Source organism: Mycobacterium sp. (assembly GCF_035314905.1).
Lineage (GTDB): Bacteria > Actinomycetota > Actinomycetes > Mycobacteriales > Mycobacteriaceae > Mycobacterium.
Window position 1 is genome coordinate 1 of record NZ_DATFYW010000214.1, and the last position, 20193, is coordinate 20193.

The 20193-nt window shown below is 69.8% G+C and carries 16 protein-coding genes and 1 pseudogene; 12 read left to right on the top strand and 5 right to left on the bottom strand.

All coding sequences use genetic code 11. The features are described from left to right. Window positions 1-153 (top strand): UTRA domain-containing protein (locus tag VKG81_RS18910; RefSeq protein ID WP_324398198.1); only part of this gene is annotated, 153 nt, incomplete at its 5' end. Between the two features lie 30 nt (window positions 154-183). On the opposite strand, the gene VKG81_RS18915 is transcribed toward VKG81_RS18910, so the two are convergent. The 3 genes from VKG81_RS18915 to VKG81_RS18925 form a co-directional block, all read right to left on the bottom strand. Beyond that, window positions 184-2556, bottom strand: a complete 2373-nt coding sequence (locus VKG81_RS18915) for a beta-propeller fold lactonase family protein (protein WP_324398172.1) — start codon at window positions 2554-2556, stop codon at window positions 184-186. A gap of 224 nt (window positions 2557-2780) precedes the next feature. Then, window positions 2781-3662: a sugar phosphate isomerase/epimerase gene (locus VKG81_RS18920; protein WP_324398175.1), complete on the bottom strand. Its 882-nt coding sequence runs from the start codon at window positions 3660-3662 to the stop codon at window positions 2781-2783. Next, on the bottom strand, window positions 3659-4666 hold the full coding sequence (locus VKG81_RS18925; RefSeq protein ID WP_324398176.1) for a Gfo/Idh/MocA family protein: 1008 nt from the start codon (window positions 4664-4666) through the stop codon (window positions 3659-3661). The genes VKG81_RS18920 and VKG81_RS18925 overlap by 4 nt, the downstream gene beginning before the upstream one ends. 125 nt (window positions 4667-4791) lie before the next feature. Between VKG81_RS18925 and VKG81_RS18930 the strand changes: the two genes are divergently transcribed. From VKG81_RS18930 to VKG81_RS18955, 6 genes and pseudogenes are all read left to right on the top strand, one after another. Continuing rightward, the gene (locus VKG81_RS18930; protein ID WP_324398178.1) at window positions 4792-5796 is read left to right on the top strand and encodes a LacI family DNA-binding transcriptional regulator; all 1005 of its coding nucleotides are present in this window, start codon (window positions 4792-4794) and stop codon (window positions 5794-5796) included. A 295-nt stretch (window positions 5797-6091) separates the two neighbouring features. After that, entirely contained in the window at window positions 6092-8017 is a 1926-nt protein-coding gene (locus tag VKG81_RS18935) for a 2-oxoacid:acceptor oxidoreductase subunit alpha (protein WP_324398179.1), read from the top strand. Beyond that, window positions 8014-9093, top strand: a complete 1080-nt coding sequence (locus VKG81_RS18940) for a 2-oxoacid:ferredoxin oxidoreductase subunit beta (protein ID WP_324398182.1) — start codon at window positions 8014-8016, stop codon at window positions 9091-9093. Before VKG81_RS18935 ends, VKG81_RS18940 begins: the two co-directional genes overlap by 4 nt. Before the next feature lies 1 nt (window position 9094). Further along, on the top strand, window positions 9095-9667 hold the full coding sequence (gene mobA, locus VKG81_RS18945) for a molybdenum cofactor guanylyltransferase (RefSeq protein ID WP_324398184.1): 573 nt from the start codon (window positions 9095-9097) through the stop codon (window positions 9665-9667). Window positions 9668-10801: 1134 nt separating this feature from the next. Then, window positions 10802-11023 (top strand): annotated as a pseudogene (locus VKG81_RS18950) (transglycosylase family protein); the annotation flags it as partial. 221 nt (window positions 11024-11244) lie between these two features. After that, window positions 11245-11709 (top strand): transglycosylase family protein, encoded by a 465-nt coding sequence (locus VKG81_RS18955; protein WP_324398200.1) that lies wholly within the window; start codon window positions 11245-11247, stop codon window positions 11707-11709. 19 nt (window positions 11710-11728) lie between these two features. On the opposite strand, the gene VKG81_RS18960 is transcribed toward VKG81_RS18955, so the two are convergent. Both VKG81_RS18960 and VKG81_RS18965 read right to left on the bottom strand, forming a co-directional pair. Beyond that, complete coding sequence (locus tag VKG81_RS18960; RefSeq protein ID WP_324398185.1) at window positions 11729-12376, bottom strand: VOC family protein; 648 nt, start codon at window positions 12374-12376, stop codon at window positions 11729-11731. Then, entirely contained in the window at window positions 12373-13542 is a 1170-nt protein-coding gene (locus tag VKG81_RS18965) for an FAD-dependent oxidoreductase (protein WP_324398187.1), read from the bottom strand. Before VKG81_RS18965 ends, VKG81_RS18960 begins: the two co-directional genes overlap by 4 nt. Before the next feature lie 147 nt (window positions 13543-13689). On the opposite strand from VKG81_RS18965, the gene VKG81_RS18970 reads away from it, so the two are divergent. The 5 genes from VKG81_RS18970 to ndk are packed head-to-tail and all read left to right on the top strand — an operon-like array spanning window position 13690 to window position 19929. Further along, window positions 13690-14943 carry a saccharopine dehydrogenase family protein gene (locus VKG81_RS18970; RefSeq protein ID WP_324398188.1) on the top strand — a complete coding sequence of 418 codons (1254 nt, stop codon included), beginning with the start codon at window positions 13690-13692 and terminating at the stop codon, window positions 14941-14943. A 45-nt stretch (window positions 14944-14988) separates the two neighbouring features. Beyond that, on the top strand, window positions 14989-17664 hold the full coding sequence (locus VKG81_RS18975) for a valine--tRNA ligase (RefSeq protein WP_324398190.1): 2676 nt from the start codon (window positions 14989-14991) through the stop codon (window positions 17662-17664). Beyond that, on the top strand, window positions 17661-19076 hold the full coding sequence (gene folC, locus VKG81_RS18980; protein WP_324398192.1) for a bifunctional tetrahydrofolate synthase/dihydrofolate synthase: 1416 nt from the start codon (window positions 17661-17663) through the stop codon (window positions 19074-19076). Before VKG81_RS18975 ends, folC begins: the two co-directional genes overlap by 4 nt. Next, a complete protein-coding gene (locus VKG81_RS18985) occupies window positions 19073-19471 on the top strand; it encodes a DUF4233 domain-containing protein (RefSeq protein WP_324398194.1) in 399 nt (132 codons plus the stop codon). The genes folC and VKG81_RS18985 overlap by 4 nt, the downstream gene beginning before the upstream one ends. 26 nt (window positions 19472-19497) lie before the next feature. Continuing rightward, entirely contained in the window at window positions 19498-19929 is a 432-nt protein-coding gene (gene ndk, locus VKG81_RS18990) for a nucleoside-diphosphate kinase (RefSeq protein WP_324398196.1), read from the top strand. The last annotated feature ends 264 nt before the right edge of the window (window positions 19930-20193 follow it).

Below are 20193 nucleotides of genomic sequence, written 5' to 3' on the forward strand. Positions count from 1 at the left end.
GCGGAGGCGCGCCTGCTCGACGAGAAGCCGGGCGCGCCGCTGCTGACGATGAATCGCACCGCGTTCGACGATTCGGGCAGCGCGGTGGAGTACGGGACGCACTGCTACCGGGCGTCGCGCTACTACTTCGACACCATGCTCGTCGACCGCTGAGTGGTCATCGCCGGAACTGCGCCGCCGGGCTTAGAGCGAAAGAACCGAGAGCCCGTCGCGGTGGTGGATGCAGGCGCGTGCGCCGTCCCGGCTGAGCGTCACGTCAAAGGGGTTGCGGCCCAACGGAATCGTGGTGCTGACCAACGCGGCCGCGGTGTCGATCACCGATACCGAGTCGTCCCGGTTGTTGGCGACGAGCGCGCGACTGCCGTCCGCGCTGACCGCGATCCGGCACGGATATGTGCCGACCGTGACGGTGCCGGTGACGGTGTCTGACGCCGAGTCGACGATAGACACCGAGTTGTCGAGGCAATTGGCGATGTACGCGCGACGGCCGTCCTGGCTGACCGCGACGTCCCAGGGGTAGTGGCCCACCGCGATGCTCTTGACGGCGCTCGTCGCCGTGTCGATGACCAAAACCGAGTCTGCGCCCGACTTCGGCACGTAGGCACGTGCCCCGGCCGTCGTGAACACCGGGTCGGGCACATGCCCGCCCAGCCGCAGTCTGCCGATCACGCGGTGGTACGTCGCGCTGGCCGGGTCCGTGTCGATGACGCTCATCGACCCACTGTCGGTCAGACTTGCGTAGACACGCAATCCGTTGGGGCTGACCGAGAGTCGATACGGAAAACCGGGGACTGGTATGGCCGCGACCGTATTGGTGACGATATGGACCGCCCACACGATGTCGTCGAAATGGTTGATGGTGTAGATCCACCTGCCGTTGGGGCTCAATCCCAGCGCGGCCGGTTGCTCGCGAAGGTCGATCTGGCCGATGAGGGTGTCGCGGGTGCCGCTCGTCGGCGCGGTGTCGATCACCGACAGGTAGCCGTCGGTGCCGTTGACGGCATAGGCGCGTCCGCCGTCGCGACTCAGGATCACGCCCGTCGACCAGGACCGGCCCACGTCGAGTGTCGCGATGACGGTGTGCCGCGAAGGGCTGGCCGGCGCGGTGTCGATCACCGAGACGGAACCGTCCTGATAGTTGGTGACGTACGCCCGGGTCCCGTCGCGGTCGGTCACCAACGCCGAGGGGTGACTTCCCACGTCCACGGTCACCGTCTGGCCCGATTCCTCGACGACGTCGACGCAGTCGTCGTCGCTGCGGACGACGAAGGCAAGGCCGGAGTCGGGGTCGGCGGTTACGGCGCAGGCCGACCGATCGACGGCGATGCGGCGGATGTTTCGTTGCCCGCGAGAATGCTCCGGGCCCTCGATGGGTGAGAACGCGTAGCACCCGTTGCCGACCGCGGTCAGGGGTTCGTCGCCGCAGCGTTCGCCCACCGAGCCCACCGAGATCACCGACACGGCGTCGGCGATGAAGTCCGTCACGTACACCCGATCTCCTGCGGGAGACACCGCGACGCCGTACGGGGCGCCTGCGGGAAGCGTGGTGACGGTGCCCGTGCCGACACCGAGGATCGTCACAGCCCCGGCCACTCGCGACGCGTCGAGCGCGCCGACGTACGCCCAGCGGCCGTCGGGGCTGACGGCCACGTCGATCGGATGGGCGCCGACCAGAATGTGCTCGTCGATTGCGCCGCTTGACAGATCGATGATCGACACCGAGCCGCCCGCGGCGTTGGTGACGAACGCCAGAGCGCCGTCCGGGGCGATGGCCACGTGTGCGGGATGCTTACCGACGGTGATGTCGGTGGTGACCGAGCCCGTGGCGGTGTCGATCAGCCACAACGAATGCGCCCCGTTGTTGACGACGCAGACCCGGCGCCCGTCGGGCGTGACGGCGACCCCGGTCGGGCCCGCGCCGACGCCGATCGTCGCGGTGACAGTGCCGGTCGCCGTGCTGATCACCGACACGGAGTCGCCGCCCTGGTTGGTCACATACATCCGATCGCCGTCGGGGCTGACCGCCGCGGCGTACGGGTTTTCACCGACGCCGATCGTGGCGGTGACCGCGCAGGCATCCGTGTCGATGACCGAGACTGAGTTGTCGGCGGCGTTCACTGCGTAGGCACGGCGTCCGTCGGGGCTGAGCGCGATCCCGTATGGGCGCGGGCCGACGGTTATCGCGGTCAGCGGGCCGCGGGTGCGGGCGTCGAGCACGGACACCGAGTTGGCGTTGCTGTTGACCACGTACACCCGCCGGTCGTCGGGGCTGACCGCGACCGCGGTCGGGAAGCTGCCGACTCCGACGGTGCCGATGAGAGTCGACGCCGCCGGGGGACGCGCGGTGGGGGTGGCCAGTGGCACGTCGTAGCCCGTGCCGTCGAGGTCATGGCCGCCGAGGTCCGTCAGCGTCGCGGTGCGCGCGCGAACGCGCCGCAACGCCGCCCGCATCGAGGAGAACATGCTGGGCGGCCCCGCCGGAGCAGCCGGCAGGGCCGTTGCCAGTGGCGCTAGGCCAGGCAGACTGGCCCGCAGCACCGGCAAATTCCAGTCCATGTCACGAGCATAGGTTTGACGCCCTCGTCAGGTCGGGTTTCCGCCTACCTGTCCCGCTGCTGCGCCCCCGTCGGCGCGGTGCCATCCCGGCGGCACGATGGGCGGCGTCGACGTACTTCGTGTTCCCGATGGCGTCGGGCGTCGATCCGCGGCGGGCCGGCGTTGGTCAGATCCGCCACAACGGCCGCTGGCTGGCCTCTAACGGCTGAGTTTGGCACCCGACGTCATGCCGGCACGCGGTCGAGCAGCGACCGCAGGTACGCGACGCTCGCGTTGACGTCCCGCAATGGCCCCTCGCCGGCTTGCCCCGCGTCGAGGATGGTGTCTTGCTCCAGGACGAACCAGCCGTCGAAGTCGTTGTATCGCAACGTCGAAACGATCTCAGCGATGCCGGCGTCGCCCTGCCCCAGCGGGGTGTAGATACCCTGCGCGACGGCCTGGGTGTAGCTGAGCTCACCGGACCGCACCCGGGCGGCCAGTGCCACGTCGACGTCCTTCAGGTGGGCGTGCGCGACCCGGTGCGGCGCCGCGCGGGCCAGCTCGACGGGGTCCGTACCGCCGATCAGCAGATGACCGGTGTCCAGGCACAGCGGTATCGACGAGCCACCCAGTACGCGCTCCACGTCGGCGCGTGTTTCCACCATGGTGCCCACGTGCGGATGGAGCACCGCGCGCAGCCCGCGCCGCGCGGCGACGTCGGCGACCCGGTCGAGGTTGGCGAAAAGGATGGCCCATTGGGTGGTCTCCAGCGCCGGCCGGGCGTCGTAGCCGTCCGCACCTGTGGCGGCCGCAATAACCAAAACCTCAGCCCCGCAGGCATTCAGCGAATCAACCGCGCGACTGACGTCGGCCACGGGATCGTGGGTTGCCTCGTGCAGCACAACCGGCGCGAAGCCGCCGACACAGGTCAGGTCGAACGAGCCCAGCAGCGTCGTCAGCTCGGTGGCGTCAGCCGGCAGAAAACCCTCGGGGCCGAGCTCGGTGGCCTCGAGTCCGGCGTCGCCCATTTCGCGCAGCACGCGGTCGGGGGAGAGCTGGTGGCCCCAGCCGGGCACCTCACTCACCCCCCACGAGATGGGCGCGCCGGCGATCTTCGCCGCGCTCACGCGGACTTCACCTCTTCGATCGAGACCGGCAAGCGGCGCAGCAGTGACGCGGTGGCCGCCTCGGCGATCCATGCCACCTCCGCGGCGTCGGCGACGGTGCACGCCGGGGTTGCCCGGCCCGCGGTGACGTCGACGAACGCGGCAAGCTCGGCGCGGAACGCGTCGGCGAACCGGTCCATGAAGAACCGGTGCGGCGGTCCAGCGGGAAAGTCGTTGCGCGGGTCCGTATTCCGCAGCGGTGCGCCGTGATCCCAGCCGGCGGCCACCGAGTCGTCGCTCCCGTGCACTTCCAGCCGGCAGTCGTAGCCGCGGCCGTTGTAGCGGGCCGCTGAGGCCACGCCCAGCGTGCCGCCGTCGAACGTGATGATGGCCGCCGCGGTGTCGACGTCGCCGATCTCGGCGAAGCGCGGGTCGCCCTGCACGGTGCCGGTCGCACACACCTCGACCGCGCGCTGGCCGGTGATCCAGCGCAGCACATCGAAGTCGTGCGCCGAGCAGTCACGGAAGATGCCGCCCGACCCGGCCAGGTACTCGAATGGGGGCGGCGCCGGGTCCAGCGTGGTGCTGCGCACGGTGTGCAGCCAGCCCAGCGAGCCGCTGTCGACCGCGGCCTTGGCCCCGGCGAACGCCGCGTCGAACCGGCGCTGGTACCCCACCTGCACGGGCACACCGGACTTGGCGATGATCTCGGCGACGTGCGCGCTCTCCGCCGCCGTGGCCGCGATCGGCTTTTCGCAGAACGTCGGCAGGCCGCGCTCGACGGCGGCCACTGTCAGCGCCGCATGCGCGGCAGTGCCTGCGGCGATGACAACACCATCGACCCCGCAGCGCAGCAGCTCGTCGACGGACTCGACCGGCTTCGCACCGTGTTTGGTGGCGACCGCCGCGACCAGCTCGGGTCGTTCGTCGGTGACCACGAGGCCGTCGACGCTGTCGATGCCGCTGAGGGTGTCCGCGTGAAACGCCCCGATGCGGCCCAGGCCGATCACGCCCAGCGTGGTCATGGATCACGCCGGTCGTCTGCGGGCGGCCTCGTGCCGGGTCGGGGGGACACGATCGACAGTGTTGCCGTGACAGTGGTCTCGATCAACGGCAAAACGCCATCAAAAGCCCATCAGAATGGAATCCGATGGCACACCGGTACAAGGTCCGCGAAATCGCTCAGCAGTCGGGGCTGAGCGAGGCGACCGTCGACCGGGTGCTCCACAACCGCCCCGGCGTGCGCGAGAACACCCGCGCCGAGGTGGTCCAGGCGATCCACGACCTCGACAAACAGCGCGCCCAGCTGCGGCTCGACGGGCGCCGCTACCTGATCGACGTGGTGATGCAGACCCCGCAACGGTTCTCGGCGGCCTTCCGCGACGCGATCGAGGCCGAACTGCCGGGCTTCGCGCCCGCGATGCTGCGTGCCCGCTTCCACTTGTGGGAGTCGGGCTCGACCCGGCAGATGGTGGACCGGCTGGAGGCGATCCGGGGCAGTCACGGCGTCGTGCTGAAGGCACAGGACGAACCGCAGGTGGCCGAGGCGATCAATCGTCTGGTCGCCTCGGGCGTGCCCGTCGTGACTTATACCACCGACGTGCCGGCGAGTGGCCGCTGCGGCTACGTCGGGATCGACAATCACGGTGCCGGTGTGACCGCCGCCTACCTCGCCCGGCAGTGGCTCGGCGACGCGCCGACCGACATCCTTATCACGTTGAGCCGCAATGTTTTTCGCGGCGAGGGTGAACGCGAGGTCGGTTTCCGCACAGGCATGCGCGGGTCGGGCCGGCAGATCGTCGACGTCACCGACAGCGACGGCATCGACGCGACGAATGAGGGGCTGGTGCTGCGCGCGCTCGAGCGTCATCCATCGGTCGGGGCGGTGTATTCGGTCGGCGGAGGGAACACCGCGACGCTGGCCGCGTTCGAGCGGCTCGGCCGGCCCTGCCGGGTGTTCATCGCCCACGATCTCGACGCCGACAACCGCCGCCTGCTGCGCGACCGGCGGATCTCGGCGGTGTTGCACAACGACCTGCGCGCCGACGCGCGGCTGGCGATGAGGACGATCCTGCACGCCCGCGGTGTGCTGCCGTCCGCGCCGGTCCGCCCGGCGCCGGTGCAGATCGTCACCCCCTTCAACGTGCCCGGCTGAATCGCGCTCGCCCGGCCGCGGCGAGGTGCTAGCGACACGCGGCCACTTCCTTAGAATTCAGCCCTGCGAAAACGTGACGAAGACCACACTTTCGCTCACAGCGATCCAGCCTCCCAGCGCTGACCTCGACCTTCCTCCGGAATTGAAGGCGTGTCGCGTGGCCTGTTGCGTGAAGGCATCACTAAGAAAGTGCCATAATCGGTACTAGCAGTGACATCAAATTTGCGGACATCGACTCCGGCGGCGCGTCAAGCCGGCGGCGGCGCGGCGTAGCACAGCCGAAAGGTGGTTTGTCGTGGGCCCGAACGGCAACGGCGCCAGGCACAGACTGGAAAAGGTTGTCATTCGGTTCGCCGGCGACTCCGGCGACGGCATGCAGCTCACGGGGGACCGCTTCACCTCCGAAGCCGCGCTGTTCGGCAACGACCTTGCCACCCAACCGAACTACCCGGCCGAGATCCGCGCCCCGCAGGGCACGCTGCCCGGCGTCTCGTCGTTCCAGATCCAGATCGCCGACTACGACATCCTGACCGCGGGCGACCGGCCCGACGTGCTCGTCGCGATGAACCCGGCCGCGCTGAAGGCCAACATTCCCGACCTGCCCCGCGGCGGCCTGGTGATCGCCAACTCCGACGAGTTCAGCAGGCGCAACCTCGCCAAGGTGGGCTACGACGGCAACCCGCTCGAGGACGACGAGCTCAGCGACTACGTCGTGCAGGCCATCCCGATGACCACTCTCACGCTCGGCGCGGTGGAGAGCATCGGCGCGTCCAAGAAGGACGGGCAGCGCGCGAAGAACATGTTCGCCCTCGGGCTGCTGTCGTGGATGTACGGCCGTGAGATCGAGCCCCAGGAGACCTTCATCCGGGAGAAGTTCGCCCGGAAGCCCGACGTGGCCGAGGCCAACGTGCTCGCGTTGCGGGCCGGCTGGAACTACGGCGAGACCACCGAGGCGTTCGGTACCACCTACGAGGTCGCCCCGGCCAAGTTGCCGCCCGGTGAGTACCGCCAGATCTCCGGAAACACGGCGCTGGCCTACGGGATCATCGTCGCGGGCCAACTGGCCGGCACGCGGGTGGTGCTCGGCAGCTATCCGATCACCCCCGCGTCGGACATCCTCCACGAGCTGTCCAAGCACAAGAACTTCAACGTCATCACCTTCCAGGCCGAGGACGAGATCGCGGGCATCGGCGCCGCGCTGGGCGCCTCCTACGGCGGCGCGCTGGGGGTGACCAGTACGTCCGGCCCGGGCATCTCGCTGAAGTCCGAGGCCATCGGCCTGGGCGTCATGACGGAGCTGCCGCTCTTGGTCATCGACGTGCAGCGCGGCGGACCCTCGACCGGCCTGCCGACCAAGACCGAGCAGGCCGACCTGTTGCAGGCGCTCTACGGGCGCAACGGTGAATCGCCGGTGGCCGTGCTCGCGGCGCGGTCGCCGTCGGATTGCTTCGAGGTCGCGATCGAGGCGGTGCGCATCGCGTTGACCTACCGCACTCCGGTGATCCTGTTGTCCGACGGTGCGATCGCCAACGGCTCGGAACCGTGGCGCATCCCCGACATCACCGCGTTCGAACCGATCGACCACAACTTCGCCGGGGAAGGCGAGGACTTCCAGCCCTACGCCCGTGACCCCGAGACCCTGGCCCGCCAGTTCGCGATTCCGGGCACCCCGGGCCTCGAGCACCGCATCGGCGGCCTGGAGGCGGCGAACGGTTCGGGCAACATCTCCTACGAGCCGGCCAACCACGACCTCATGGTGCGGCTCCGCAAGGCCAAGATCGACGGCATCCCGGTTCCCGACCTGCAGGTCGACGATCCCGGTGGCGACGCCGAGTTGCTGCTGATCGGTTGGGGCAGCAGCTACGGGCCGATCGGCGAGGCATGCCGGCGCGCGCGCCGGCGGGGGATCAAGGTCGCCCACGCGCACCTGCGTCACCTCAACCCGTTCCCGGCCAATCTCGGCGACGTGCTGCGCCGGTACCGCACGGTGGTGGCGCCGGAGATGAACATGGGACAGCTCGCGTTGCTGCTGCGCGGCAAATACCTCCTCGACGTGCAGTCGGTGACCAAGGTGCAGGGCATGGCCTTCCTCGCCGACGAGGTGGAGGGCATTGTCGACGCCGCCCTCGACGGGACACTGGCGGAGAAGGAAACTGACAAAATCAAGTTCGCCCGGCTGGCGGTGGCCGGCATCAAGGCGCCTGTAGGAGCTCGTGCATGACTGACGTGATCGGCAGCCTGACTGGGACCGACCCGGGCCTCACCGCGACCAGCGGCGTGCCCGCCACCGACCAGCCGCAGAAGGCCAAGGACTTCACCAGCGACCAGGAGGTCCGCTGGTGCCCGGGCTGTGGCGACTACGTCATCCTCAACACCATCCGCAACTTCCTGCCGGAGCTGGGTCTTCGCCGGGAGAACATGGTGTTCGTCAGCGGCATCGGATGCTCCAGCCGGTTCCCGTACTACCTGGAGACCTACGGCCTGCACTCGATCCACGGCCGCGCGCCCACCCTCGCCACGGGGCTGGCGCTCGCACGCGAAGACCTGTCGGTATGGGTCGTCACCGGCGACGGTGATGCGCTGTCGATCGGCGGCAACCATCTGATCCACGCGCTGCGCCGCAACGTCAACCTGACCATCCTGCTGTTCAACAACCGGATCTACGGGCTCACCAAGGGCCAGTACTCGCCGACATCGGAGGTCGGCAAGGTCACCAAGTCCACACCGATGGGCTCGCTGGACCATCCGTTCAACCCGGTCTCGCTGGCGCTCGGCGCCGAAGCCACGTTCGTCGGCCGGGCGCTGGATTCCGACCGCAACGGACTGTCCGAGGTGCTGCGCGCCGCCGCCCGGCATCGCGGCGCGGCGTTCGTCGAGATCCTGCAGGACTGCCCGATCTTCAACGACGGCTCATTCGACGTGCTGCGCAAGGACGGTGCCCAGGAGCGGGTGATCACCGTCCACCACGGCGAGCCGATCACCTTCGGCAACAACGGCGAGTACTGTGTCGTGCGCTCGGGATTCGGGCTCGAGGTCGCCAAGACCGCCGACGTCGCGGTGAGCGACATCGTCCTGCACGACGCCACCATCGACGAGCCTGCCTACTCCTTCGCGCTGTCACGGCTGTCCGACCAGAACCTCGACCACACCGTGATGGGCGTGTTCCGTCAGGTCAGCCGGCCGACCTACGACGATGCCGCCCGGGCACAGGTCCGCAGCGCGGTCGAGTCGGTTCCGCACGACTCCGCGGCGCTGCAGTCACTGCTGCGTGGACGCGATACCTGGACGGTCAACTGACGTGACGGCACCGCCGCTGGCCGCCGTGGTGCTGGCGGGCGGCGCATCGCGCCGCATGGGCCGGGACAAAGCCACCCTGCCCTACCTTCGCGGGACATTGATCGAGTACGTCGTCGCGGTGGTGCGTCAGCGCTGCGCGCCGGTGTTCGTGATTGCCGCGCCGGGACAACCCTTGCCCGAGGTGGACGCCGATGTCCTGCGCGACGAGGTCCGTGGGGTGGGGCCGCTGGTGGCGACCGGCCGCGGGCTGCGCGCGGCGGCCGAGGCCGGTGCGCCGCGGGCCTTCGTCTGCGCGGTCGACATGCCGTTTCTGAATCCCGTCCTGATCGACGTGCTCCTGGATTACTCGAGGAACCTGCCCGCCGATGTGGTCTTGCCATGGGACGGCCGTGACCACTACCTGGCCGCGCTGTATCGGACCTCCCTCGTCGAGCGGATCGACGCCCTGGTGGCCGCAGGTGAGCGCAGCATGGCCGCGCTGGTCGACAGGGTCGACGCCCAACGCATCGTGGTGGCCGACGCACGGCCGCTCACCAACACCAACTCGGCCGCCGACCTGCCGGCGGCCCGCTGACCAACGTCAACTCGGCCGCCGACCTGCCGGCGGCCCGCTGACCCACGAAAATTTCGTCCCAGCAAATAGCGGGAGTAAGCGGTCCCGTATCGCGCACACGAATTCACCGTGATCTGGCCGGGTCAACTCGAGACATTGTCGAAATTGATAAAAGAGGCCTTTTCTCCACGCTAGCGCCGCACTAGCGCGCCGCACCCATATCGAATGTCCTCCCGCAGCGGCGATTTCGGCTCGCGGGCCCTCCGCTGCGAGCGGTGCGCCGCGTATTTCGGACACATTCGGCTTTTCGTTCATCGGACACCGGAATCAGAATTCGGGTAGCACCCCGCATCACCAGGGCCCGGCTCCTGTTTCGGCGAACCGCCGCACCCGGCCAAGGACGCAACGAGCATACCGGAACACACTGGTGCTCAATGTGTTTCCGACGTCCACCGCGGCCGCGACGCGCACCCCGGTCACCCGGCCGGATCGCCGCTGGGTGCCGGAGTCGTTGTCACACAGCACATTCGACAAAAAGCGAAATGTCGCGTGCCGTGGCGAAGCCCGGCCACCCCGCGCGCGTCGCACGGCAGCATCTCACCTGTTCGGTTCCCGCTGATCCGTTTTCGCTCGCCGTTTTCCGTGGTCCAGGTCACAAAATACCCGTGATTTGGCTCACGTATTTCGGGCGAAGCGTGTTTCCTGTGCACAGCATGAAATTCAGCCATGACCTGCACAGACTCCTCTCAGCTTCCGCGGTGACCAGCTCGTGATATTTCCGAGATATGCGGTTCACTCGATGTGACTTACCGCGAACAGGTTTGTACGTTCCCCTCGTCTTCGAAACGGAGCAAAACAATTCAAAAACATGAACCTGCGTGTGAGTGGGGCCGTCGGGATCAGAACACCCCCAGCGGCCGCCGGGTGTGACACCCGGTGAGGCGACTCGTGCCTCCCCTGTCGTGTCTCACCGAGACGGCACGGCCCAGCACAACTTCCTCCCCGGGGCGACGCCACGCGGGCGGGTGGTGGCGCGCGCCCGGCGAAAGGAACGATGTGATTCACCTCCGCAAGACGTTCACCACGGCTGCGATCACCGGCGGGCTGCTTGCTGCCCCGCTGGCCCTGTCGACCGCGACCGCACACGCGGACCCGGACTGGGACGCGATCGCCTCGTGCGAGTCGGGCGGCAACTGGTCCACCAACACCGGCAACGGCTACCACGGCGGCCTGCAGTTCACACTGGGGACCTGGCGCGCCAACGGCGGTGCGGGTTCGCCGGAGAACGCGTCGCGCGCGGAGCAGATCCGGGTGGCCGAGAACGTCCTGCACTCGCAGGGTCTCGGCGCGTGGCCGGTCTGCGGTCACCGCGGCTGACCTGCTGTTTTGCGGACACCCCTGGGTGTCAACAGCGGTGCCGGGCCCGAGGCCCGGCACCGCTTTTTCTCTGCAGACCCAGCGGCCACCCCAATACCACAGATAACGCCTGTAACACGATTCCGACACGTCGCGATCACCTAATCAACCGCACCTGATACGGCACACCGCCCGTCACTTGCGGCCGATGTCTCGGGGGCTTGGCGGAAGGGACGGACGTGTTGGACATCCGCAGGATTCTGTTGTTGTTCGCCATCGCGGGCGCGCTGTTCGCCGGGGCGATGGCCTTCTGGACCGGCACCGCAAAGGCTGACCCGGTGAACTGGGACGCGGTCGCGCAGTGCGAGTCCGACGGTGACTGGTCGGCCAGCACCGGAAATGGGCACTACGGGGGCCTGCAGTTCAGCCAGGCCACCTGGGACGCCAACGGCGGCCTCGGATCGCCGGCGACCGCCAGCCGTGAGGACCAGATCCGGGTGGCCGAGAACGTCGAGAGAACCCAGGGCCTTGGCGCGTGGCCCCGGTGCGGCGCGGCCGGCGGTTCGTCGCCGGTGTGGAGCACGCCGGTGGCCAACGGGTGCCAGGCGCTGCCCGCCGGTGTTTTCCTTGTCGTCGACTTCCAGCGGATGTGCAGCGCGCTGACCAACCCGGGCCGGGCCGTGATGGCGGCCCTGTCGCCCCGGTAGGCCCGTTTGCCGGCCGGACCTAGTCGGTGACGCTGAACTCGTTGCCCGCGGGATCGAGCAGCACACCGGCCTCGGCGACTCTCGCGCCCGCCGCGATGAGGCGCCTGGTGTCGCCCCGGACCGTCCACCTCCATCGGTTCGGCGCCACGCGCGGGTCGGCCACCCGGACGAACTTCCAGATCAGCCCTGGCCAGCCCGCGGGCCCGGACAACCAACGGGGCGTGCCGTCGGTGCCGGCGTCGATCCGGGCGGACACCAGCGGCGCCCACCACGCCGCCAGCTCTTCCGGCCGGTCGCTGTCGGTGCACACCGCGAAGACCCGGGCAGGCGGCGAGGAGGGCGCCTGCGGCGTCAGGAACGCGCAGAACTCGTTGCCTTCGACGTCGGCAAGCGTCACCCGGTCGGGCCCGTACTCGTCGAGGAGCCGCGCACCCAGGGCAAGCAGCGGTTCCACCGCGGCGACGTACAGGTCGAGGTGGACGCGGTTCTTGACCGCCTTGGGCTCCGGCTGGGCATAGCACGTCAGCTCGGGGAAGTCGCCCCGCACCTGCACCGCGCCGTCGAGCAGCGGGCGGACCTCACCGCCGAGCGCGCTGCCCCAGAACCCGGCGACTTCGCCCGGGTCGGCGGCCTCCACCAGCAAACCGGCCATCGCGATCGCGTTCATGCCGGTTGCACGTCGCGGTCGGTGGGCATCGCGAAGGCCGTGCGCGACGCGACCGCCGCCAGGTGCCGGGTGGCCAGCGCCTCGGGGATCAGGACCGTGGCGCGGCCGGCCGCTGCGGGCAGCGGTGCGGGCCGCAGGTTGACCATCCGTCCGATCAGCGCCGACTCGCGGATCAGCGGCGCGACCCGCGGGCGCCGGAACCCGGCGAACCGGCTGAACGCCGTCGGCAGGTCGGCGCCGTCGCCGACGAACGCGGCGAGGATCGCGGCGTCCTCCAGCGCCTGGCAGCCGCCCTGACCAAGGTGCGGCCGCATCGCGTGCGCGGCGTCGCCGACCGCGACGACGGGACCTCGGGCCCATGTGCGCGCGGTGCTCCGGTCATAGCTGTCGTGTCGCTGCAGGGCCGCCGGGTCGGTGGTCGACAGCACCGTGCGCACGGGTTCCGCCCACGCCGAGTATTTGGCGCGAAGATAGGCGAGCTCACCCTCGGCCGCGGTGGCGCCCTCCGGCGCCCGTTCGGACGCGAACCAGTAGGTGTGGTCCCCGCCCATCGGCACGTGCCCGAACTCCACCGCGGGGCCCATCGTCTCCCCGGCCAGGTCGGGATCGATCGCGCAGGCCGCCACCCCGCGCCAGGCGGTGTAGCCGGCGTACCGCTGGCGCAACGGCCCGTTGAGGTGGCGGGCCACCACCGACCGCGTGCCGTCGGCGCCGACCACACCGCTCGCGTGGTAGCCGGAGTCGCCGGACAGCCGAAGCGACACGCCGCCGGCGCCGGCGGTCAGCCCACGCACGGTCACACCGTGGCGCACCGTGTCCGGGGCCAGGCCACTTCTCAGCACGTCGGTCAGCGTCGCCCGCCGCACGACGACCAGCGGCTCCCCGAGCGCGCGGACCATCCGGTCATGGTTCGGCCGGCGCAGCCACGTCCCGTCGCGCCAGCGCAGCGCGCCGGCGGTCACCCTGCCGCCGGCCTCCCGGACCGCGTCGCCGAGCCCGATCGCGCCGAGCGCGGCCAGCGCGTTGGGCCAGATGCTGATCCCGGCGCCGTTCGACATGTCGGCGCGCTCCTCGAAGACCGTGACGTCCAGACCGCGGCGCTGCAGCGCCACCGCCGTCGCCAGACCCGCCATGCCCGCGCCGACCACCACGATGTGCTTGGCCATGGGCTCGACTGTGCTACCAACGCGGCATCGCCGCAACGGCAACCAACGCCGCATCGCCGCAACGGCAACCATCGCCAAAACGGCAACCAACGCGGCATCGCCGCAACGCCGTTCGACGTTCCCGGCCGTCGGGTAGCGTGACGCGCCATGAGCGCAGCGCAGCGTGAGTTGGACATCGTGCTGTACGGGGCCACCGGTTTCGTCGGCAAGCTGACCGCCCAATACCTGGCGCGGGCCGGCGGCACCGTCCGCATCGGCCTGGCGGGCCGTTCGGCCGACCGGGTGGCCGCGGTCCGCGACAGCCTCGGCGCCGGCGCCCGGGATTGGCAGTTGATCACCGCCGACGCGTCGGAGCCGTCGTCGTTGGCCGCGATGGCGGCCCGGACCCGGGTGGTGGTGACGACGGTCGGCCCGTACACCAGGTACGGGATGCCGCTGGTGGCGGCGTGCGCCGCCGCGGGGACCGACTACGCCGACCTGACCGGGGAGGCGCCGTTCGTCCGCGACAGCATCGACCTGTACGGCAAACAGGCCGCCGACACCGGAGCACGCATCGTGCACGCCTGCGGATTCGATTCCATCCCTTCCGATTTGACGGTGTACGCGCTTCATCGCCGCGTCCGGGAGGACGGCGCAGGGGAGTTGGGCGACACCACGTATGTGCTTCGCATGTCGGGTGGCCTCTCGGGCGGCACGATCGCCTCCGGGGCGGAGATCATGCGCGCCGCCTCCAGCGATCCCGGCGTGCGTCGCGCGCTCGGCGATCCCTACACGCTGACCCCTGACCGCTCCGCCGAACCCGAACTCGGCGCCCAACCAGATCTGCCGTGGCGACGCGGCCGCGGGATTGCCCCCGAACTGGCCGGCACCTGGACCGGCGGTTTCGTGATGGCCCCGTTCAACACGCGAATCGTTCGGCGCAGCAACGCTTTACAGGATTGGGCCTACGGTCGCCGGTTCCGTTACAGCGAGGTGATCAGCTTCGGGTCCTCCCTGGCCGCGCCGGTGGTGGCGGCGATGGCCACCGGCGCCACCGCCGGGCTGTCTGCCCTCGGCAACCGGTATTTTCGGTTGCTGCCCCGCCGGTTGGTCGAACGGATGCTGCCGAAGCCGGGCACTGGGCCCGGCGAAGCGGCGCGTGAGCGGGGCTACTACGAGGTGCGGACCTACACCACGACGACCACCGGCGCGCGGTATGTCGCGACCATGGCACAGCGCGGCGATCCGGGTTACACGGCGACGGCGGTGCTGCTCGGCGAGAGCGGTCTGGCGCTGGCGTCCGACCGCGACAGGCTGTCGGACCTGCGCGGTGTGCTCACCCCCGCGGCGGCGATGGGTGACGCGCTGCTGGCCCGGCTGCCGGCCGCCGGGGTGTTGCTGCGCACCGACCGGCTCGGCTGAGCACCGGCTTCGCGGCCCGGCTGCCCGGATTCCTAGAATTGACTGGTGACCCCCGGTTCGAATCGCGCCGCAGCTGTCCCCCGCGGGCGGGAGGTGCCCCCAGCGCTGCCCGGGTCGTGGGACCCCGGGGCCGTCGAAAGCGAGCTGTACCAGAGCTGGGTCGATGCCGGGTATTTCACCGCGGACCCCAACAGCAGCAAACCCGGTTACTCGATCGTGCTGCCCCCGCCCAACGTCACCGGCAGCCTGCACATGGGCCACGCGCTGGACCACACGCTGATGGACGCGCTGGCCCGCCGCAAGCGGATGCAAGGCTACGAGGTGCTGTGGCTGCCGGGGATGGACCATGCCGGCATCGCCACCCAAACGGTCGTCGAGAAGCAGTTGGCGGTCGACGGCAAGACCAAGGAGGACTTCGGCCGCGAGCTTTTCATCGACAAGGTCTGGGACTGGAAGCACGACTCCGGCGGCACGATCGGCGCCCAGATGCGCCGGCTCGGCGACGGCGTGGACTGGAGCCGCGACCGTTTCACGATGGACGAGGGCCTCTCGCGTGCGGTGCGCACGATCTTCAAGCGGCTCTACGACGCGGGCCTGATCTACCGTGCCGAACGGCTGGTCAACTGGTCGCCGGTGCTGCAGACCGCGATCTCCGATCTCGAGGTCAAATACGAAGACGTCGAAGGTGAGCTGGTCTCGTTCCGCTACGGCTCGCTCGACGACGCCGAGCCGCACATCGTGGTGGCCACCACCCGCGTGGAGACGATGCTCGGCGACACGGCGATCGCGGTGCATCCCGGCGACGAGCGCTACCGCGACCTGGTCGGGCGGACGCTGCCGCACCCGTTCCTCGACCGCGAACTCGTGATCGTCGCCGACGAGCACGTCGACCCCGAATTCGGCACCGGCGCGGTCAAGGTCACGCCTGCCCATGACCCCAACGACTTCGAGATCGGGCTGCGGCACGGCTTGCCGATGCCCTCGATCATGGACACCAGGGGCCGGATCGCGCACACCGGAACCGTTTTCGACGGGATGGACCGCTTCGAGGCTCGCGTCAAGGTCCGCGATGCGCTGGCCGGGCAGGGTCGCATCGTCGAGGAGAAGAGGCCCTACATCCACAGCGTCGGGCACTCCGAGCGCAGCGGCGAGCCGATCGAACCGCGGCTGTCGCTGCAGTGGTGGGTCAAGGTCGACCAGCTCGCGAGAACCGCGGGGGACGCGGTCCGCAACGGCGACATCGTGATTCACCCGGCGAGCCTGGAACCGCGCTGGTTCGCCTGGGTGGACCACATGCACGACTGGTGCATCTCCCGCCAGCTGTGGTGGGGCCACCGGATCCCGATCTGGCACGCGCCCGACGGCCGGATGGTGTGCGTCGGACCCGACGAAACCCCGCCGGAAGGCTGGGAGCAGGACCCGGACGTGCTCGACACCTGGTTCTCGTCGGCACTGTGGCCGTTCTCCACGATGGGGTGGCCCGGCCATTCCGCAGACCTCGAGAAGTTCTATCCCACCAGCGTTCTGGTGACCGGCTACGACATCCTGTTCTTCTGGGTGGCCCGGATGGTGATGTTCGGGATGTTCGTCGCCGACGACGACGCGATCACGGTCTACGGCAGGCGTGGGTCGCAGGTGCCGTTCAAGAATGTGTTCCTGCACGGGCTGATTCGCGACGAGTTCGGCCGCAAGATGAGCAAGTCCCGCGGCAACGGCGTCGACCCGCTGGACTGGGTCGAGACGTTCGGCGCCGACGCGCTGCGGTTCACCCTCGCCCGCGGCGCCGGCCCCGGCAGCGACCTCTCCATCGGCGAGGACCACGTCAGGGCATCACGCAACTTCGCGACCAAGCTGTTCAACGCGACCCGCTTCGCGCTCATGAACGGGGCCGCCCCCGCGCCGCTGCCGGACTTCGCAGAGCTCACCGACGCGGACCGGTGGATCCTGGGGCGGATGGAAGAGGTTCGCGCCGAGGTGGATTCGGCGTTCGACGCATACGAGTTCAGTCGGGCCTGCGAGGCGCTGTATCACTTCGCGTGGGACGAGTTCTGCGACTGGTACGTCGAGCTGTCCAAAGTGCAACTGGGGCAGGGTATTGCGCACACCACCGCGGTGCTGGCCGCGGTACTCGACCCACTCCTGCGGCTGCTCCATCCGGTGATGCCGTTCGTGACCGAGGTGCTGTGGAAGGCGCTGACGGGCGGTGAGTCTGTGGTGATCGCGGCCTGGCCCGCACCGTCCGGTGCCACCTCCGATCCCTTGGCGGCGCGGCGCATTGCCGACATGCAGAGGCTCGTCACCGAGGTGCGGCGGTTCCGCAGCGACCAGGGGCTGGCCGACCGGCAGAAGGTCCCGGCCCGGCTGTCGGGTGTCGACGCCGCCGACCTGGCCGCAGCGGTGCCGGCGGTGACGTCGCTGGCCTGGCTCGAGCCGCCGGGCGCCGACTTCGATCCCACCGCCTCGGTGGAGGTGCGGCTGAGCCGGGGCACCGTCGTCGTCGAACTCGACACGTCCGGCAGTGTCGACGTCGAGGCGCAGCGGCGACGGCTCGAGAAGGATCTGGTGGCCGCGCGGAAGGAACTCGAGGGGACCACCGCCAAACTCGACAACGAGGCGTTTTTGGCCAAGGCTCCCGCCGCGGTCATCGACAAGATCCGGGCCCGCCGGCAGGTGGCGCGCGAGGAAGTGGACCGCATCGCCGGCCGGCTGGCCGCGATGTGAGTGCACCCGACCCGACCCCCGACCCGACGCCCGACGAGATCGCGTCGCTGCTGCAGGTCGAGCACCTGCTGGACCAGCGCTGGCCGGAAACCAAGATCGAGCCGAGCCTGACCAGGATCAGCGCGCTGCTCGAGCTGCTCGGCTCCCCGCAGCGTGCCTATCCGTCGATTCACATCGCCGGCACCAACGGCAAGACGTCGGTGGCGCGGATGGTCGACGCGCTGTTGACCGCGCTGCACCGGCGGACGGGCCGGACCACCAGCCCGCACCTGCAGTCGGCGGTCGAGCGCATCGCGATCGACGGCGAGCCGATCAGCCCGGCCCGCTATGTGGAGGTCTACCGGGAGATCGAGCCGTTCGTGCAGATGGTCGACCTGCAGTCGCAGGCCGCGGGCGGCCCGGCGATGAGCAAGTTCGAAGTGGTGACCGCGATGGCCTTCGCGGCGTTCGCCGACGCACCCGTCGACGTTGCCGTCGTCGAGGTCGGCCTCGGGGGGCGGTGGGACGCCACCAACGTGGTCAACGCCCCGGTCGCGGTGATCACGCCGATCGGCATCGACCACGCGGAGTACCTCGGCGACGACATCGCCGACATCGCGGCGGAGAAAGCGGGCATCATCACCAGGCAACCCGACTCGCTGGTGGCGACCGACACCGTCGCGGTGATCGCCCGTCAGGCGCCGGCCGCGATGGAGGTGCTGGTGGCGCAGTGCCTGCGCGCGGATGCGGCTGTCGCGCGGGAGGATTCGGAGTTCGCGGTGCGCAGCCGCCAGGTCGCCGTCGGCGGGCAGGTGCTTCGGCTGCAGGGCCTGGGCGGAGTGTACGACGACATCTTCCTGCCGCTGCACGGCGAGCACCAGGCCCACAACGCCGCGCTCGCACTCGCGGCGGTCGAGGCGTTTTTCGGCGCGGGAGCGGACCGCCAACTCGATGTCGACGCGGTTCGTGCCGGGTTCGCGGTGGTCAGCAGCCCGGGGCGGCTGGAGCGGGTGCGCAGCGCGCCGACCGTGTTCGCCGACGCTGCCCACAATCCCGCGGGGGCGCAGGCGCTGGCGCGGGCGCTGCAGACCGAGTTCGATTTCCGCTGCCTGGTCGGGGTGGTCGCGGTGATGGCCGACAAGGACGTCGCCGGGATCCTCGCCGCGCTCGAGCCGGTCTTCGACCAGGTGGTCGTCACGCAGAACGGCTCGCCGCGGGCCATGGGCGTCGACGAGCTGGCGGACGCGGCGATCGCGAGGTTCGGTCCCGAGCGGGTGGTCACCGCCGCGACGCTGCCGGATGCGATCGAGACGGCGACCGCGCTGGTCGAGGAATCCGGCCGCGAGAACCTGGCCGGAAGCGGAATCGTCGTCACCGGTTCGGTGGTCACCGCGGGCGCCGTCCGCACGTTGTTCGGCAGGGATCCGCAATGACCCCCGGGCCCGCAGCCGTCGAGCCGCCCGACCCGTGGAAGAGCTTCCGCGGGGTGATGGCCGGCACGCTTGTGCTGGAGGCCGTCGTGGTGCTGCTCGCGCTGCCCGTCGTCGCGGTCGTCGGCCGTGGGTTGACCGTGGTGACCGGGAGTTACCTGATCGGCCTGGCCGTGGTGCTGGTGCTGCTGGCGGCGGTGCAGCGCCGGCCGTGGGCGATCTGGGTCAACCTGGCGATGCAGCTGGTGGTGATCGCCGGGGTGTTCGTGCATCCGGCGATCGGGTTCATCGGCGCGATCTTCGCGGGGGTGTGGCTGCTGATCGTCTACCTGCGCAACGAGGTGCTGCGCCGGCAGAAGCGCGGCCTGCTGCCGGGCCAGCAACCGCCGCGGGAGTAGTCGGGCGCACAGGTACTGTGTGCGCCGTGACCGAGCGGACCCTCGTGTTGATCAAACCTGACGGCGTGCAGCGGCGGTTGGTGGGTGAGGTCATCCGCCGGATCGAGGCCAAGGGCTTGTCGTTGGCGGCGCTGCAGCTGCGCACCGTCACCGCGGATCTGGCGCGCCGGCACTACGCCGAGCACGAGGGCAAGCCGTTCTTCCCCTCGCTGCTGGAGTTCATCACGTCGGGTCCGGTCGTGGTGGCGATCGTCGAAGGCCCACGGGCCGTCACGGCGTTCCGGCAGATCGCCGGGGGCACCGACCCGGTCGAGGCGGCCGTCCCGGGCACGATCCGCGGTGACTTCGCGCTGCAGACCCAGCACAACCTCGTGCACGGGTCCGACTCGCCGGAGTCGGCCGAGCGCGAGATCGCGCTGTGGTTCCCGCCCGGACACGCGCCTGGACACCCGGCCTGAACGAGCGCTGAACACGGACTGAACAGCGCCCGGGGCGATCACTGGCAGCGGTGTGGGATACTGGCCCTGGGCAACCGGCGCCATTCGGGGCCGGACGCCCGAATGAAGACTTAGGCGAGCGCGACCATCGCTATTGCGCGATGCGGCGCCGACCGTCATAGCCGTCATTCAGCCAGGCACCGAGTGGGTTCACCCGAGCCGCTCGGAGCGAGACCATACAAGCTCGGGATAAACCGACCCGGGTTCATAGCGATAGCCCTCGCG

Coding starts and splice junctions, on each gene's coding strand:
- VKG81_RS18915 (WP_324398172.1), bottom strand. CDS start 2,556: ATGGACTGGAATTTGCCGGTGCTGCGGGCCAGTCTGCCTGGCCTAGCG.
- VKG81_RS18925 (WP_324398176.1), bottom strand. CDS start 4,666: ATGACCACGCTGGGCGTGATCGGCCTGGGCCGCATCGGGGCGTTTCAC.
- VKG81_RS18930 (WP_324398178.1), top strand. CDS start 4,792: ATGGCACACCGGTACAAGGTCCGCGAAATCGCTCAGCAGTCGGGGCTG.
- VKG81_RS18940 (WP_324398182.1), top strand. CDS start 8,014: ATGACTGACGTGATCGGCAGCCTGACTGGGACCGACCCGGGCCTCACC.
- VKG81_RS18960 (WP_324398185.1), bottom strand. CDS start 12,376: ATGAACGCGATCGCGATGGCCGGTTTGCTGGTGGAGGCCGCCGACCCG.
- VKG81_RS18965 (WP_324398187.1), bottom strand. CDS start 13,542: ATGGCCAAGCACATCGTGGTGGTCGGCGCGGGCATGGCGGGTCTGGCG.
- VKG81_RS18970 (WP_324398188.1), top strand. CDS start 13,690: ATGAGCGCAGCGCAGCGTGAGTTGGACATCGTGCTGTACGGGGCCACC.
- VKG81_RS18985 (WP_324398194.1), top strand. CDS start 19,073: ATGACCCCCGGGCCCGCAGCCGTCGAGCCGCCCGACCCGTGGAAGAGC.